This window comes from Mycolicibacterium sphagni (assembly GCF_002250655.1).
GTDB classification, from domain to species: Bacteria; Actinomycetota; Actinomycetes; order Mycobacteriales; family Mycobacteriaceae; genus Mycobacterium; species Mycobacterium sphagni.
Window position 1 is genome coordinate 126,173 of record NZ_NOZR01000008.1, and the last position, 13,953, is coordinate 140,125.

Consider the following 13,953-nt stretch of genomic DNA (forward strand, 5'->3'; position numbering starts at 1 on the left):
CCGCGGCTTGACGGACCCCCTCAGTACCCTTGCATCGTGACCACGGACAGCCCGTCAACCAGGCGCAAGCCCGCCGGGGGCGCCGTGAAGACGCCAGCCCCCGCGACGGCGGATTCAAAGAAGTGGGACTCGGAAACGCATCTCGGTCTCATCCGGCGCGCCCGCCGGATGAATCGCACGCTGGCCACGGCTTTTCCGCATGTGTACTGCGAGCTGGATTTCACCAATCCGCTGGAGCTGACCGTCGCGACCATCCTGTCGGCGCAGTCCACCGACAAGCGGGTCAACCTCACCACCCCGGCACTGTTCAAGAGGTACCGCACGGCCCGGGATTACGCGCAGGCCGATCGCGCCGAGGTCGAGGAACTGATCCGGCCGACCGGCTTCTACCGCAACAAGGCCAACTCGTTGATGCGTCTGGGCCAGGAGCTTGTTGAGCGGTTCGACGGCGAGGTGCCCGCGACGTTGGACGAGCTGGTGACGCTGCCCGGCATCGGCCGCAAGACCGCCAACGTCGTGCTGGGCAACGCGTTCGACATCCCCGGCATCACCGTGGACACCCACTTCGGCCGGCTTGTCCGACGCTGGCGCTGGACCGCCGAAGAGGATCCGGTGAAGGTCGAGCGCGTCGTCGGCGAATTGATCGAGCGCAGTGAATGGACGCTACTGAGCCATCGCGTCATCTTTCATGGCCGCCGCGTCTGCCATGCCCGTAAACCCGCGTGCGGCGTATGCGTGCTGGCCAAAGACTGCCCGTCGTTCGGGCTCGGTCCCACCGATCCACTCGTCGCCGCGCCGCTGGTGAAGGGTCCTGAGGCCGAGCATCTGCTGGCGCTGGCCGGGCTCTGACTTCTCGGCCGGCTCTGTACTGATGACGACGTCGACGCGTTGGACGCTGGTGGTGCTCGCCGTGATGGCGGCGTTGGTCACGGCCCTGGTCGCCTCTATCGACGACAGCCCGTCCCGAACCCGGGGTGAGCCGAGTGCACAGGTCGCGCGGACCCACCGCGACGCCGACACGCCCGAGGCGCTGGCCGGGCCGCGGCAGCGCGCCGACCTGCCGCCGTGCCCAGTCGCGGCCGACAACCCGGGCCCGAAGGACCTGCGCGGCATCATCGTCGAGTGTGCCGCTGACGGCGCGAATGTGGATGTGGCCCGGGCACTGGCTGGCCGGCCGGTGGTGCTCAACCTGTGGGCCTACTGGTGCGCGCCGTGCGCCGAGGAGTTGCCGGCGATGGCGGACTACCAGCGCCGAATAGGTACGGACATCGCTGTGGTGACAGTGCACCAGGACGAGAACGAGGCGGCGGCGCTGCTGCGGCTGGCCGACTTGGGCGTGCGGCTACCCACGTTTCAGGACGGTCAACGCCGCATCGCCGCGGCCTTGGGTGTGCCCAATGTGATGCCCGCGACGGTGGTGCTGCGGGCGGACGGTAGCGTTGCCAAAATCCTGCCGCAAGCGTTCACCAGTGCCGACGAGATCGCCGCCGCGGTGAAGAATGCATTGCAGTGACGACAGATGAGAGAGACGCGCCGGTGACCTCTTGGGGTTCCTCCCGCTCGGCGGGACCGACCGCGCTCGCCCCGGAAAACCGGCCGCGGTGGCTCGCTCCGCTGGTCGACAACCTCGACCAGGTGCCGCAGGCCTACCGGCGGAAGGTGCCACCTGAGTTCCTCGCCGCCGTTGTCGATGCGAAGGCGGCCGGCAAAGGGCGAGACGCGGCGGTGCTGGTGCTGTTCTCCGGCGCGAATTCCGATCCTGTGGCCGGGGGGCTGCCCGACGCCGACCTACTGCTGACGGTGCGGGCAGGCACCCTGCGCCACCACGCCGGGCAGGCCGCTTTCCCCGGCGGCGCGGCCGATCCCGGCGATGACGGTCCGGTCGCCACCGCGCTGCGAGAAGCCCAGGAAGAGACCGGTATTGACCCGGGTCGCCTGCATCCGCTGGCCACACTGGAGCGAATGTTCATCCCGCCCTCGGGTTTTCACGTCGTGCCGGTGCTCGCCTACTCGCCGGATCCGGGGCCGGTGGCCGTTGTCGACCGGGCCGAGACGGCGATCGTGGCGCGGGTTCCTGTGCGTGCCTTCGTCAATCCTGAGAATCGGCTGATGGTGTACCGCACCGACGCGGGTCCCGGCTTCGCCGGACCGGCATTCGTGCTTAATCAGATGTTGGTCTGGGGATTCACCGGCCACGTAATCTCTGCGATGCTCGACGTGGCCGGCTGGTCGCAACCGTGGAATGCCGACGATGTCCGGGGGCTGGACGAGGCGATGGCGCTCGTGGGAAGCAGTGAGGAGTCCCTGTGACGAGTTCGCAATGGCTGGACATCGCCGTGCTGGCTGTCGCGTTCGTCGCGGCCATCTCAGGCTGGCGGTCCGGCGCGTTGGGCTCACTGATGTCGTTCGTGGGTGTGGTGCTCGGCGCGATCGCCGGCGTGATGCTGGCCCCGCATATCGTCAGCCACATCAGCTCGCCGCGCGGCAAGTTGTTTGCCGCACTGTTTTTGATCCTGGCGCTGGTGGTCATCGGTGAGGTCGCCGGTGTAGTGCTGGGCCGCGCGGTGCGCGGCGCGATCCGCAATCGTGCGGTGCGCACCGTCGACTCGGTGATCGGCGTGGTGCTGCAGCTGGTGGTGGTGATGGTCGCGGCCTGGCTGCTGGCCAGCCCGCTGACGTCCTCGGACCAACCCAACCTGGCGGCAGCCACCCGCGGCTCGAAAGTGCTTGCCGAAGTGGACAAGTACGCGCCCGAGTGGCTCAAGGCGGTGCCCAAGCGAATGTCGGCGCTGCTGCGCACCTCCGGGCTGCCTGACGTCTTGCAGCCCTTCGGCCGGACTCCCATTCAGGCGGTGGATGCCCCGGACGCATCACTGGCCGACAGCCTGGTCGTGGCCAACGCCAAGCCCAGTGTGGTGAAGATTCGCGGTGTCGCCCCGGGCTGCCAAAAGGTCTTGGAGGGCACCGGTTTCGTGATCGCACCAAACCGGGTGATGTCCAATGCGCACGTCGTCGCCGGCTCCGACACCGTCACTGTGGAGGCCGAGGGGCAGACGTACGACGCGACAGTCGTCTCTTATGACCCCAACGAGGACATTTCGATCCTGGACGTGCCGAACCTGCCTCAGCGCCCGCTGGTCTTCGCCGACCAGGCGGCCAAGTCGGGCACCGACGCGGTGGTGCTCGGTTACCCCGGCGGCGGCGATTTCGCGGCCACTCCGGCGCGGGTGCGGGAGACCATCGAGCTCAACGGGCCCGACATCTATCGGACGACAACGGTCAACCGTGAGGTGTACACCATCAGAGGCACTGTGCGCCAAGGTAATTCCGGCGGACCGATGATCAACCGGGCCGGTCAGGTACTCGGCGTGGTGTTCGGCGCGGCGGTCGACGACAACGACACTGGGTTCGTAATGACCGCCAATGAGGTGTCGCGCCAGCTGTCCAAGATCGGCAACACCGCAAAGGTGCCCACCGGGGCCTGCGTCACCTGATCGGGTTGTACACCTGATCGAGGAACCGCCGCAGGTGTTCGTTGACCTCGTCGGGGGCCTCCTCGTGGGCGAAGTGCCCGACGCCGGAGACGGACACGAACCGGCCGCGCGGCGCGTAATGCTGGGTGCGGCCCACCGGGTCGGCGAGCACGTACGGGTCGCCGTCCCCGCGCAGGTGTAGCAGCGGGACGTCAAGCTGGCGGTCCATCGATTTCATGAATCGCCAACCCTCGTTGCGTAATTGGCTGCGCACCGCCCAGCGTTGGTATTCCAGCGCGGAATGCGCCGCTGACGGGATCTGGATGGCGCTCCGCATGTGTGAGATGGATTCTGAAAAGTCTTCGGAAGCGAGCCATTTCTCAGACGCCCGGCTGCGCACCAGACGCTCGAGCAGATCGGCGTTGTCCCGAGTGAGCGCCCGCTCGGGCAACACTGGCACCTGATAGCGCAGCAGGTTCGGCAGCAGCGCTCGGCCCTGGTCGCGCCGGGTCAGTGCCGAAGTCCGCAGTGCAACCGGGTGTGGTGAGCTCACGAGCGCGATGGCCCGCACCGCCCGCGAGTGCAGCACCGAGGTGGCCCAGCAGACCAGCCCGCCGTCGGCGTGGCCCACCAGGGTGGCTGAATTATGGCCGAGCGCGCGGATCAGCCCTGCGGTGTCACCGGCCAGCGTCCAGCCGTCGTAGCCGCGGGGCGGTTTGTCGCTGCCGCCGTAGCCGCGCAGGTCGACGGCCACCACCCGGACACCGGTCAGAAACCGCAGTTGGTGCCGCCACGACCACCAGAAAGAACCGAAGCCGTGCAGCAGAATCACGAGAGGCCGCGACGCGCCCGCCGCCGAGTCGGCGCCGTTGTTTGCTTCGACGCAATGGAACCGAATTCCGTTGGCGTGGACGAGGAAATGACGCCACGGCCCCGCGATGCGGGTGACCGACGGATCCGGTTGTGGCATTACCAGCCCGACGGGTCTTTGGGCGGCGTGGCGCCGATGACCTTATCGGCGGCCTTGTCGTGGCCGGGCGTCAGCGCGTCCCGGAGCCCACCCACCGATTCGATGGTCTGCTGCGGACCGCGGATGCGACGCACCTTGAGGTAACCCAGCAGGGCGAACACCGCGGTGGTGGCCACCATCAGCAGGAACACGATCAAGAACGCCACCCAGCGCCACAGCCAGGTGTCGAGCAGCTCGGCCAGGAAGAAGAACAGGAAGAACGTCGAGTAGAACAGCACGACCAGCGCGAGGATGAAGAAGACGCTGCCGGTCAGGCCCTTCTTCACGTCACGTGTGATCTCGGCCTTGGCCAGCTCGACCTCGGCGCGCACCAGGGTGGACACCTGGGCGGTGGCGTCCTTGACCAGGTCGCCGATGGAGGGATTGGCTGGTACCGCGTTCGGGTCCACCAGCGGGATCGAGGTAACGGTGGTGGGCACCCCGTTCGTGCGATCGCCATTGCTCACGGCTGTCCTCCAACTGTTCGCTGTCGTCGCGGTTCATGTTGCCATGCCGAGCGCGCGGCCGGATACCCACTGACCTGTTACGCAAGTTGCGGGTGTGGCCAAGTTAGACTCGCCCTGTCCGGCTGGACTGTTGATGGAGGTTGCCAGTGACGACCGCGCAGCGTGTACGGCTGAAAGCGGGGGCGGTAGGCAGCGCCTTCACTGCATTCAATGCTGTTTGTGCGCTTGTCCTCGCTCTGGCGCCGGCCGCCGCAGCCGACGGCAAGGTGCCGATGGGCGGCGGGGCGGGCATCGTGGTCAACGGCGATACCTACTGCACGCTGACGTCCATCGGAACCGACAACACCGGCGCGCTCATCGGGTTCACCTCCGCGCACTGCGGCGGTCCCGGTGCCCAGGTCGCGTCCGAGGATCGCCAGGGCGACGGTGTGATCGGCACCATGGTCGCAGGCAACGACGGTCTCGACTACGCGGTGATCCGCTTCGATCCCGCGAAGGTGCAGCCGGTATCGAACTACAAGGGCTTCGTGATCGACGGTATCGGCCCCGACCCGACGTTCGGAGAGGTCGCCTGCAAGCTGGGCCGCACCACCGGCTACTCCTGTGGCGTCACCTGGGGTCCGGGACAGGATCCGGGCACGATCGTCAACCAGGTATGCGGTCAGCCGGGGGACTCGGGTGCGCCGGTGACGGTCGACAACAAGCTGGTCGGGATGATTCACGGCGCGTTCAGTCAAGACCTGCCGACCTGCGTCATCAAGTTCATCCCGTTGCACACGCCCGCGGTGACGATGTCGATCAACGCCATCCTGGGTGACATCGCCGGCAAGAACCGCCCCGGCACGGGGTTCGTGCCGACCCAGGACGCGCTGGCGTCCTAGGGGTTGAACGGACGAGAACCGACTAGCTCTTGCCGGCCCGGATCGCCTCGAACACCGTGGGATCCACCAGAGTCGACGTGTCGCCGAGCTCTCGTCCCTCCGCGACGTCTCGTAACAGCCGGCGCATGATCTTGCCGCTACGGGTCTTGGGCAGCTCTGGCACCACATGGATTTCGCGAGGTTTGGCGATCGGGGAGATCTCGCGGGCCACCTCGGCGCGCAGCTCATCGACCATCTGCTCGTTCGACATCTCGGCATGGTGCGCCTTGAGGATGACGAAGGCGCAGATCGCCTGCCCGGTGGTGTCGTCGGAGGCACCTACGACGGCGGCCTCGGCGACACCGGCATGCCCGACGAGCGCGGACTCCACCTCGGCTGTCGAAATCCGGTGTCCCGCGATGTTCATCACGTCGTCGATGCGGCCCAGCACCCACACCTCGCCGTCGCTGCCATAGCGTGCGCCGTCGCCGGCGAAATACCAGCCCTGTTCGGCGAAGCGCGCCCAATAGGTTTCCTTGAACCGCTCGGGGTCACCCCAGATGCCGCGCAGCATCGACGGCCACGGCTTGTCCAGCACGAGGTATCCGGTGAGGTGTTCACCGTGATCGGAGCTGGGCTGCAACTCATTTCCGTCGTCATCGACGATTTTGGCCGAGATGCCCGGCAGCGGGCGCATCGCCGATCCCGGCTTGCAGTCCGTCACGCCGGGCAGCGGCGAGATCATCGCCGCCCCGGTCTCGGTCTGCCACCAGGTGTCCACGATGGGCGTTGCATCGGCGCCGAATACCAACCGGTACCAGCGCCAGGCCTCAGGGTTGATCGGTTCGCCGACCGACCCAAGCAGCCGCAGGCTGGACAGGTCATGGGCGAATGCAATCTCGCGGCCCCACTTCATGAACGTCCGGATCAGCGTCGGAGCGGTGTAATAGATTGTCACACCGTATTTTTCGATGACCTGGAAGTGGCGGTGCTCATCCGGGGAAGCCGGGGTGCCTTCGTAGACCACCTGGGTCGCGCCGTTGGACAGCGGGCCGTAGACGATGTACGTGTGGCCGGTGACCCAGCCGATATCGGCTGTGCACCAATAGATGTCGGTATCCGTTTTGATGTCGAAGACATTGAAGTGGGTGTAGGACGCCTGCGTCAGATAACCACCCGACGTGTGGATGATGCCTTTGGGCTTGCCCGTGGTGCCGGAGGTGTACAGCAGGAACAGGGGCTGTTCAGCGTCGAACGCCTCGGGGGTGTGCTCGGTGGACGCTGCGTCGACCTTTTCGTGCCACCACAGGTCGCGGCCGTCGGTCCAATCGACGTCGATACCGGTGCGGCGCACCACCAGGACGTGCTGCACACAATCCTGACCCTTGACCGCCTCGTCGACAGCTTCCTTGAGTGATACCGCATTTCCGCGCCGGTACTGACCGTCGGTGGTGATCACCAGCTTGGCTTCGGCGTCTTCGATCCGGGCCCGAAGGGCCGTAGCGGAGAACCCGGCGAAGACGACGCTGTGCATCACACCCAGGCGTGCGCAGGCCAGCATCGCCACGATGGCCTCGGGAACCATCGGCATGTAGATGGCCACCCGATCGCCGGCGACCAGACCCAGTTCGGTCAACGCGTTGGCCGCCTTGCAGACCTCGTCCTTGAGTTGGGCGTAGGTGAGCACGCGCGAGTCGCCGACCGGTTCACCTTCCCAGTGGATTGCGACCCGGTCGCCGTTGCCGGCCTCGACGTGCCGATCCACGCAGTTGTAGGCGACGTTGAGCTTGCCGCCCACGAACCACTTCGCGAACGGAGCCTGTGACCAGTCGAGTACCTCGGTGAACGGCGTATCCCATGACAGCCGGTGGGCCTGTTCGGCCCAGAACGCCAGCCGGTCTGCCTCGGCCTCGTCGTAGAGCGCGGCAGTCGCGTTGGCAGCGGCGGCGAAGTCCGCCGACGGTGGGTAGGAGGTCAGAACTTCGGTGTGCGCCTCGGTCATGTCTGTGAGCGTAGTCACCGAAGGTTGCATCGGCGTTGGCGCGTCACATTCGTCGGCGGGCGGTTCCTCTCGCGCGCCGAACAGCACCCGACTACCCGGTTAGTGACGGCCGTGCCGCCGCGGATAGCGTGACCGAACGTGAGTGATCTTCTGGCTCCGCTGCTGGATCTGAACGGGGTGGCCGCCGCCGCCGAGGCCGCGCGGGATGCATTGGCCAAGGCGCATCGACATCGCACGAATCTGCGGAACTGGCCCGTCACCGCGGCCGAGTCTGCTATCCGTGGCGCGCGCTCGTCTTCTGCGCTCGATGGGGGTGCGGTGCAACTGGATGGCTCCGGTGTCGAACCCAACGATCCGGTCCTGGCCGGCGCGCTGCGGGTCGGCCAAGCCCTGGAGGGTGGGACCACCAATCTCGTGGGGGTGTGGCAGCGGGCTCCGCTGCAAGCCCTGGCGCGGCTGCACGCGCTGGCGGCGGCAGACCTCATCGAGGAGAACCGGCTTGGCCGCCCGCGAGAGATTCCGGAGGTGGCCGCGCGGCTGGATCTGGTCACCCGTTTGGTGACCGGGGGAAGCGGTGCGCCGGCGCCGGTCCTGGCCGCCGTCGCTCACGGAGAACTTCTGACCCTGGCCCCGTTCGGAGCCGGGGACGGCATCGTGGCCCGTGCGGTGTCGCGCCTTGTCACGATGGCCTCCGGGCTCGACCCACATGGGCTCGGGGTGCCCGAGGTGTTCTGGATGCGCCGTGCCGAGGAGTATCAGTCGCGTGCTCGCGCATTCGCGACCGGCGACCCGCAGTCCGTCGGAGATTGGCTGCTGATGTGCTGTCAGGCGTTGGAAGACGGTGCGCGAGAGGCGATGTCGATCGCGGAAGCTGCCGCGAAATAGGCCGCGCAGCGAAGCGGGCGGCGATCCGAATGTCTTCGGCTCGCCGCCCGCTAGCACGGTCACCTGGTTACCAAGCGTGCCTGGTGGGCTGCGTGGGTTGACCTCGGCGCTTTTGCGTTGCGCTTCGTTGACAACCCCACCCAAGGGGTCGTTATGTCCGTCCGCTTTTCGCAATTACGCAGGCCCGCAACACTTCTGCCATTATCGCGGCGTGCTCCGCGTGGGTGCCGGGAACCGTGCTGGGCCGCTTGGGTTGGGAGATAGTGCCTTCTCTTCCGGCGCTATCTTGGCCTTGCCAGGCGTCCGTGCTTCCTTTGTACTCCGTGACCCCCATCACAGCAAGGGGAAAACGGCAACGGATTGGTCGCTAGAAGGCCAAGCGCCGTAACACCGAGTAGGTCAACGCACCGGCGGCCAGCGCGCTGATTCCCAGCGCGGCGGTGGTGGCCACCGCCGCCCCAGACGGCGCCGAAATCCGGTCCCGCAACGGCACCGGCCGCGAGAAGGCGAGCACCGGCCAGCCCTGTGCCGCGGCTTCCTTCCGCAACGCGCGGTCGGGATTGACCACACTCGGGTGCCCGACCGACTGCAGCATCGGCAGGTCGGTGATCGAGTCCGAGTAGGCGTAGCAATGTTCGAGCGAGTAGCCCTCCAGCGCAGCGAGTTCTCGGATCGCCGCTGCCTTGGCCTCGCCGTAGCAGTAGAAAGCGACTTCGCCGGTGTACCTGCCGTCCTCGGCCACCATGCGGGTGCCCATCGCGTGGGTGGCGCCCAGCGCGCGGGCGATCGGGGCGACGATCTCTTCACCTGAAGCCGAGACGATCACGACGTCGCGACCGCACAGCCGATGGTCGGCGATCAGCTCAGCGGCTTCCGCGAAGACCAGGGGGTCGACGATGTCGTGCAGGGTCTCGGTGACGATGGCCCGCACCTGCTCGACGTCCCAGCCGGCGCACATCGCGGTGACGTAGGAGCGCATCCGGTCCATCTGGTCATGATCGGCGCCGGACATCAGAAACAGGAACTGGGCGTAGCTGGACTTGAGTACGGCCCGTCTGTTGAGCAGGCCCTGATCGAAGAAGGGTTTGCTGAAAGCAAGCGTGCTTGACTTGGCAATGACGGTCTTGTCGAGATCGAAGAAGGCCGCGGTGCGCGACAGAGCGCCGGGCACCGGCCTTGGCCGAGGTTCGACTAGCTGCTCGTCGGCCGAGGTAGGGACGGTCACGCACCCAGGATAGGGGCGGCGCCACCCCGGGTCCTGGGGCGAGCGCAAAGTGGCAGGCCAAGCCACGTGTCACACCCTGCATTTTCACAGCGAATACATGGTTTTGAAGTGGTAGCAACACTTGCGCGACTCGGCAACGTCGTGTGTATAGTGAGTATTACTCGGCTTATGGCCGGGTGTGCATCAGCCCGACCCCCCGGGGCTGATACACGACGACCCTCGCCTCCTCCCCCCCTGGCGGGGGTCGTCCCTTTTCTCCAGTAATAATTCTCGTCGATCCCGGCAAACTTCAGAAACGTTGCCGGGATCGTTTTTTGTGTACCCATTTTGCCGCCGGCGCCACTCTTCGGACGCTGCCGTCTGTCCCCAGACCGGCATTCATCCCCAGTTACGCCGATGACCCCTGGCGCGGTGCGCCGGCGCATCCCACGGTGGGAGGGTGACAAACAATCCGGGTGCGGTACTGACACTTGCCGCCGATGCCGACCTACGCGAGCAGGTTGATCGGGTCGCCGCGGCTGCCGGGCTCAGAGCCGTACCAGGCTGTGCGCCGCCGACCCGCAAGGCTTGGCAGGCCGCGATTGCGATCCTGCTGGACGAAGAATCGGCCCGGGAGTGCGCGCGAGACGGCCTGCCCCGGCGGGAGGGTGTGATCCTGATCTGCCCGGCCGAACCGGAGAGTTCGACCTGGGCGGCCGCGATGGCCATCGGCGCTCGGCACGTTTGTGCAGTTCCAGCCCATGACGGCGAGTTGGTTCGGCATCTCGCCGACGCCGCCGATGCAGCGCTGGAAGGGCCGCGTGCCGGTCGGGTGATCGCCGTGACGGGCGGTCGCGGTGGCGCAGGGGCCTCGACGTTCGCGACCGCGCTCGCACTGGTCGCGTCGGGGTCACTGCTCATCGACCTCGATCCATGGGGTGGCGGGATCGACTTACTCGCCGGAACCGAGTCGGCGCCGGGGCTGCGCTGGCCGGATCTGAGTCTGCAGGGAGGCCGGCTGGCGTGGGCCGCCGTCCGTAACGCGTTGCCGAATCACCAGGGCGTCAGCGTCCTGTCCGGTGCGCGGCACGGCCACCAACTGGATGCCGGCGCCGTTGATGCGGTGATCGACGCGGGCCGGCGCGGCGGCGCGCTTGTGATCTGTGATCTACCGCGGCGAATGACGTCGGCAGCTACCGCAACCCTGGACGGCTCCGATCTGGTGGCGTTGATCGCCACGTGCGACGTCCGCGGCGTCGCGGCCGCTTCGGCGATGGCCCCTGAGCTTCGCGACATCAACCCGAACATCGGACTCGTGATTCGCGGGCCTGCCCCCGGCGGCCTGCGAGCGGTCGAGGCTGCAAAGGCGGTGGGACTGCCGCTGCTGGCCGCGATGCGACCTGAACCGATGCTGGCCGAACGCCTCGAGCACGGCGGCTTGCGGCTGCGGCGGCGGTCCCCGCTCGGTGCGGCCGCCCGCGCGGTCCTCACGCTGTTGCCGCCCGCTACCCAAGCGCGGACCGCATGAGCGACTCGCTGGTCGAACGGGTCAGGGAACGACTGGCCGCCGAGTCGTCCTCGTTGCGGCCGGCTGCGGTGGCGGCCGCGATTCGGGCCGAGTCCGGCGGAGTGCTCGGTGACACTGAGGTGCTGACCAATCTGCGGGTGCTGCAGACCGAATTGACCGGGGCGGGATTGCTGGAGCCCTTGCTGCGCGTGCCGGGAACCACCGACGTCTTGGTCACGGCCCCGGATGCGGTGTGGGTCGATGACGGCTCCGGACTGCGGCTCAGCTCGGTGCGTTTCGCCGATGAGGCCGCGGTGCGACGGCTGGCCCAACGGCTCGCAGTGGCCGCCGGCCGGCGCTTGGACGATGCGCAGCCGTGGGTCGACGGGCAGCTGAGCGGCGTGGGCACCGGTGAGTTCTCGGTACGTCTGCACGCCGTTCTGCCCCCGGTCGCCGCAGGCGGAACCTGCTTGTCGCTGCGGGTGCTTCGGCCGGCCACCCAGGACCTCGCCACCTTGATCGCGGCGGGTGCGATCGCGTCGGAGGCCGCCGAGCTGATCGCCGGCATCATCGAGGCGCGGTTGGCATTCCTTGTCTCCGGGGGAACCGGGGCCGGGAAGACAACGTTGTTGGCGGCGATGCTCGGCGCGGTCGCCGGCAGCGAGCGGATCGTCTGTGTGGAAGACGCTTCCGAACTCGCACCGCCCCATCCTCACCTGGTGCGACTGGTGGCCCGGGCAGCCAACGTGGAAGGCGCCGGTGAAGTCACGATGCGCCAACTGGTCCGGCAGGCGTTGCGGATGCGGCCGGACCGGATCGTCGTGGGCGAGGTGCGGGGTGCCGAGGTCGTCGATCTGCTCGCGGCGCTGAACACCGGCCACGACGGCGGGGCCGGAACGGTGCACGCGAATAGTCCGGCCGAGGTGCCTGCGCGGCTGGAGGCGCTGGCCGCCTTGGGCGGCCTCGACCGCGCGGCGCTGCACAGTCAGCTGGCCGCGGCGGTCCAGGTCGTGGTCCATGTGGGCCGAAGCGTCGAGGGTGCCCGGCGACTCGACGAGATCGCGGTGCTGAGCCGCGTGGACACCGGCGGCGTGCACGCCGTCACCGCGTGGCACGCTGATCGAGGGCGCCAAGGCGGGCAAGAGCAGTTACGCGCTCTGATCGACGAACGGCGCAGGCCGTGAACGGGATACCGTTGGCGGCCGCGTTATTGGCCATCGCTGCGCTGGCCGCGCCCCCGCCTCCGCGTTGGCGGCTGGGTCTGGTGACACCGCGAAAACGTTTCCCCACAGTGCTATCGGTGGCCGGTGCCGCTGTCGTCGCGGTGATGTTGCCGCCGACTGTGCTACTCGCCACGGCGGCGCTGGCCGCCACGCTGGTCACCCGACGGCGCCGCCGTCACCGGGACCGAGTTCGCGATCGCGCCGGCCAGACCCTGGCGGCCGCGCTGGAGACTCTGGTCGGTGAGTTGCGGGTCGGCGCACATCCGGTGCGTGCCTTCGCGATCGCGGCCGGCGAGGCCGACGGCCTGATCGGCGTCGCCCTGCGCGCGGTCGCCGCCCGGGCGGTCCTAGGTGCCGATGTCGGCGCCGGTCTACGCGCTCTGGCAGCCTCGACGTCTGTCCCCGCGCAGTGGGAAAGGCTCGCGGTGTGTTGGCAATTGGCGGCCGATCATGGCCTGGCGATGGCGGCGTTGATCCGCGCCGCGCAGCGCGACATCGTCGAACGACAGCGGTTCGCCGCCCGGGTCCAGGCCAGCCTGGCCGGCGCGCGGGCAACCGCGACGATCCTGGCGGGGTTGCCGCTCCTGGGTGTACTGCTCGGGGAGTTGATCGGCGCGCGTCCAGTCGCGTTCCTCCTCGGCGGCGGGGCCGGTGGCTGGTTGCTGATCGTGGGCACGGTGCTGGTGTGCGCGGGGCTGGTCTGGTCCGATCGCATCACCGATGGGCTACTGACATGAGCTGTGCCGCACTGCTATTGGCGGTCGCGCTGCTGTGCGCGCCGGGCCCGGTCGCCATACGACGCAGGATCGGATTGGGCTCGGTGCGCGTTGCGCCTGCCAGTTGCCGCGGGGTCCGCGGCGATCCGCTGGCCGCCGCGTCGGCGCTCGACGTGTTCGCGGTGTGTCTGTCCGCCGGAATGTCGGTGGCCGCCGCTGCGTTGGCGACAGCACCGTCTGCACCCGAGGGGCTCAGTGCGGTATTGCGCCGAGCGGCGGACCTGTTGGCACTGGGCGCCGACCCGGACAACGCCTGGTCCCCACCGGCCGCATCGGCGGACGACGGCAGTGACGCGCTGGCACGGCTGGCGCGGCGGTCGGCATCGTCGGGAAGTGCATTGGCGCAAGGGGTCACCGAACTCGCCGAACAATCACGCCAGGACGCCGGCCACGCCGCCGCTGCGGCCGCCGAACGGGCCTCGGTGCTGATCGCCGGGCCGCTGGGGCTGTGCTTCCTGCCTGCATTCATCTGCCTGGGCATCGTGCCCGTGGTGGCCGGGTTGGCCGGCGATGTGTTCTCGTCAGTAATACTGTGAAGGGGAGTAAA

The 13,953-nt window shown here is 68.0% G+C and carries 14 protein-coding genes; 10 read left to right on the plus strand and 4 right to left on the minus strand.

Features of this window, described 5'->3' with window-relative positions; all coding sequences use genetic code 11:
• Window positions 1-36 precede the first annotated feature (36 nt).
• Genes nth through marP form a run of 4 tightly spaced genes read left to right on the plus strand, consistent with a single transcriptional unit; the run spans window position 37 to window position 3,494 of the window.
• Entirely contained in the window at window positions 37-849 is an 813-nt protein-coding gene (gene nth, locus CG716_RS11760; protein ID WP_420093186.1) for an endonuclease III, read from the plus strand.
• Window positions 850-871: 22 nt separating this feature from the next.
• Window positions 872-1,513, plus strand: a complete 642-nt coding sequence (locus CG716_RS11765; RefSeq protein ID WP_094479653.1) for a TlpA family protein disulfide reductase — start codon at window positions 872-874, stop codon at window positions 1,511-1,513.
• A 23-nt stretch (window positions 1,514-1,536) separates the two neighbouring features.
• Window positions 1,537-2,310 carry an NUDIX hydrolase gene (locus tag CG716_RS11770; RefSeq protein WP_094479655.1) on the plus strand — a complete coding sequence of 258 codons (774 nt, stop codon included), beginning with the start codon at window positions 1,537-1,539 and terminating at the stop codon, window positions 2,308-2,310.
• Window positions 2,307-3,494: an acid resistance serine protease MarP gene (gene marP, locus CG716_RS11775; protein ID WP_094479657.1), complete on the plus strand. Its 1,188-nt coding sequence runs from the start codon at window positions 2,307-2,309 to the stop codon at window positions 3,492-3,494. The genes CG716_RS11770 and marP overlap by 4 nt, the downstream gene beginning before the upstream one ends.
• Here marP and CG716_RS11780 read toward each other — a convergent pair.
• Entirely contained in the window at window positions 3,487-4,443 is a 957-nt protein-coding gene (locus CG716_RS11780; RefSeq protein WP_094479659.1) for an alpha/beta fold hydrolase, read from the minus strand. The genes marP and CG716_RS11780 overlap by 8 nt on opposite strands.
• A complete protein-coding gene (locus tag CG716_RS11785; RefSeq protein ID WP_094479661.1) occupies window positions 4,443-4,949 on the minus strand; it encodes a phage holin family protein in 507 nt (168 codons plus the stop codon). Before CG716_RS11785 ends, CG716_RS11780 begins: the two co-directional genes overlap by 1 nt.
• A 170-nt stretch (window positions 4,950-5,119) precedes the next feature.
• On the opposite strand from CG716_RS11785, the gene CG716_RS11790 reads away from it, so the two are divergent.
• On the plus strand, window positions 5,120-5,830 hold the full coding sequence (locus CG716_RS11790; protein WP_094479845.1) for a S1 family peptidase: 711 nt from the start codon (window positions 5,120-5,122) through the stop codon (window positions 5,828-5,830).
• A 22-nt stretch (window positions 5,831-5,852) separates the two neighbouring features.
• Here the strand turns inward: CG716_RS11790 and acs are convergent, their stop codons facing one another.
• Complete coding sequence (gene acs / locus CG716_RS11795; protein WP_207760656.1) at window positions 5,853-7,841, minus strand: acetate--CoA ligase; 1,989 nt, start codon at window positions 7,839-7,841, stop codon at window positions 5,853-5,855.
• 108 nt (window positions 7,842-7,949) lie between these two features.
• Between acs and CG716_RS11800 the strand changes: the two genes are divergently transcribed.
• Window positions 7,950-8,696, plus strand: coding sequence for a Fic family protein (locus CG716_RS11800; protein WP_094479663.1), 747 nt, complete (start codon window positions 7,950-7,952; stop codon window positions 8,694-8,696).
• Between the two features lie 367 nt (window positions 8,697-9,063).
• Here the strand turns inward: CG716_RS11800 and CG716_RS11810 are convergent, their stop codons facing one another.
• A complete protein-coding gene (locus CG716_RS11810; protein WP_094479665.1) occupies window positions 9,064-9,867 on the minus strand; it encodes an HAD-IB family hydrolase in 804 nt (267 codons plus the stop codon).
• 493 nt (window positions 9,868-10,360) lie between these two features.
• Here CG716_RS11810 and ssd point away from each other — a divergent pair, with 493 nt between their 5' ends.
• The 4 genes from ssd to CG716_RS11830 are packed head-to-tail and all read left to right on the plus strand — an operon-like array spanning window position 10,361 to window position 13,942.
• On the plus strand, window positions 10,361-11,428 hold the full coding sequence (gene ssd, locus CG716_RS11815; RefSeq protein WP_094479667.1) for a septum site-determining protein Ssd: 1,068 nt from the start codon (window positions 10,361-10,363) through the stop codon (window positions 11,426-11,428).
• Window positions 11,425-12,591: a TadA family conjugal transfer-associated ATPase gene (locus CG716_RS11820; RefSeq protein WP_094479669.1), complete on the plus strand. Its 1,167-nt coding sequence runs from the start codon at window positions 11,425-11,427 to the stop codon at window positions 12,589-12,591. The genes ssd and CG716_RS11820 overlap by 4 nt, the downstream gene beginning before the upstream one ends.
• Entirely contained in the window at window positions 12,588-13,367 is a 780-nt protein-coding gene (locus tag CG716_RS11825) for a type II secretion system F family protein (RefSeq protein WP_234817814.1), read from the plus strand. Before CG716_RS11820 ends, CG716_RS11825 begins: the two co-directional genes overlap by 4 nt.
• Window positions 13,364-13,942, plus strand: a complete 579-nt coding sequence (locus CG716_RS11830; RefSeq protein WP_207760648.1) for a type II secretion system F family protein — start codon at window positions 13,364-13,366, stop codon at window positions 13,940-13,942. Before CG716_RS11825 ends, CG716_RS11830 begins: the two co-directional genes overlap by 4 nt.
• The last annotated feature ends 11 nt before the right edge of the window (window positions 13,943-13,953 follow it).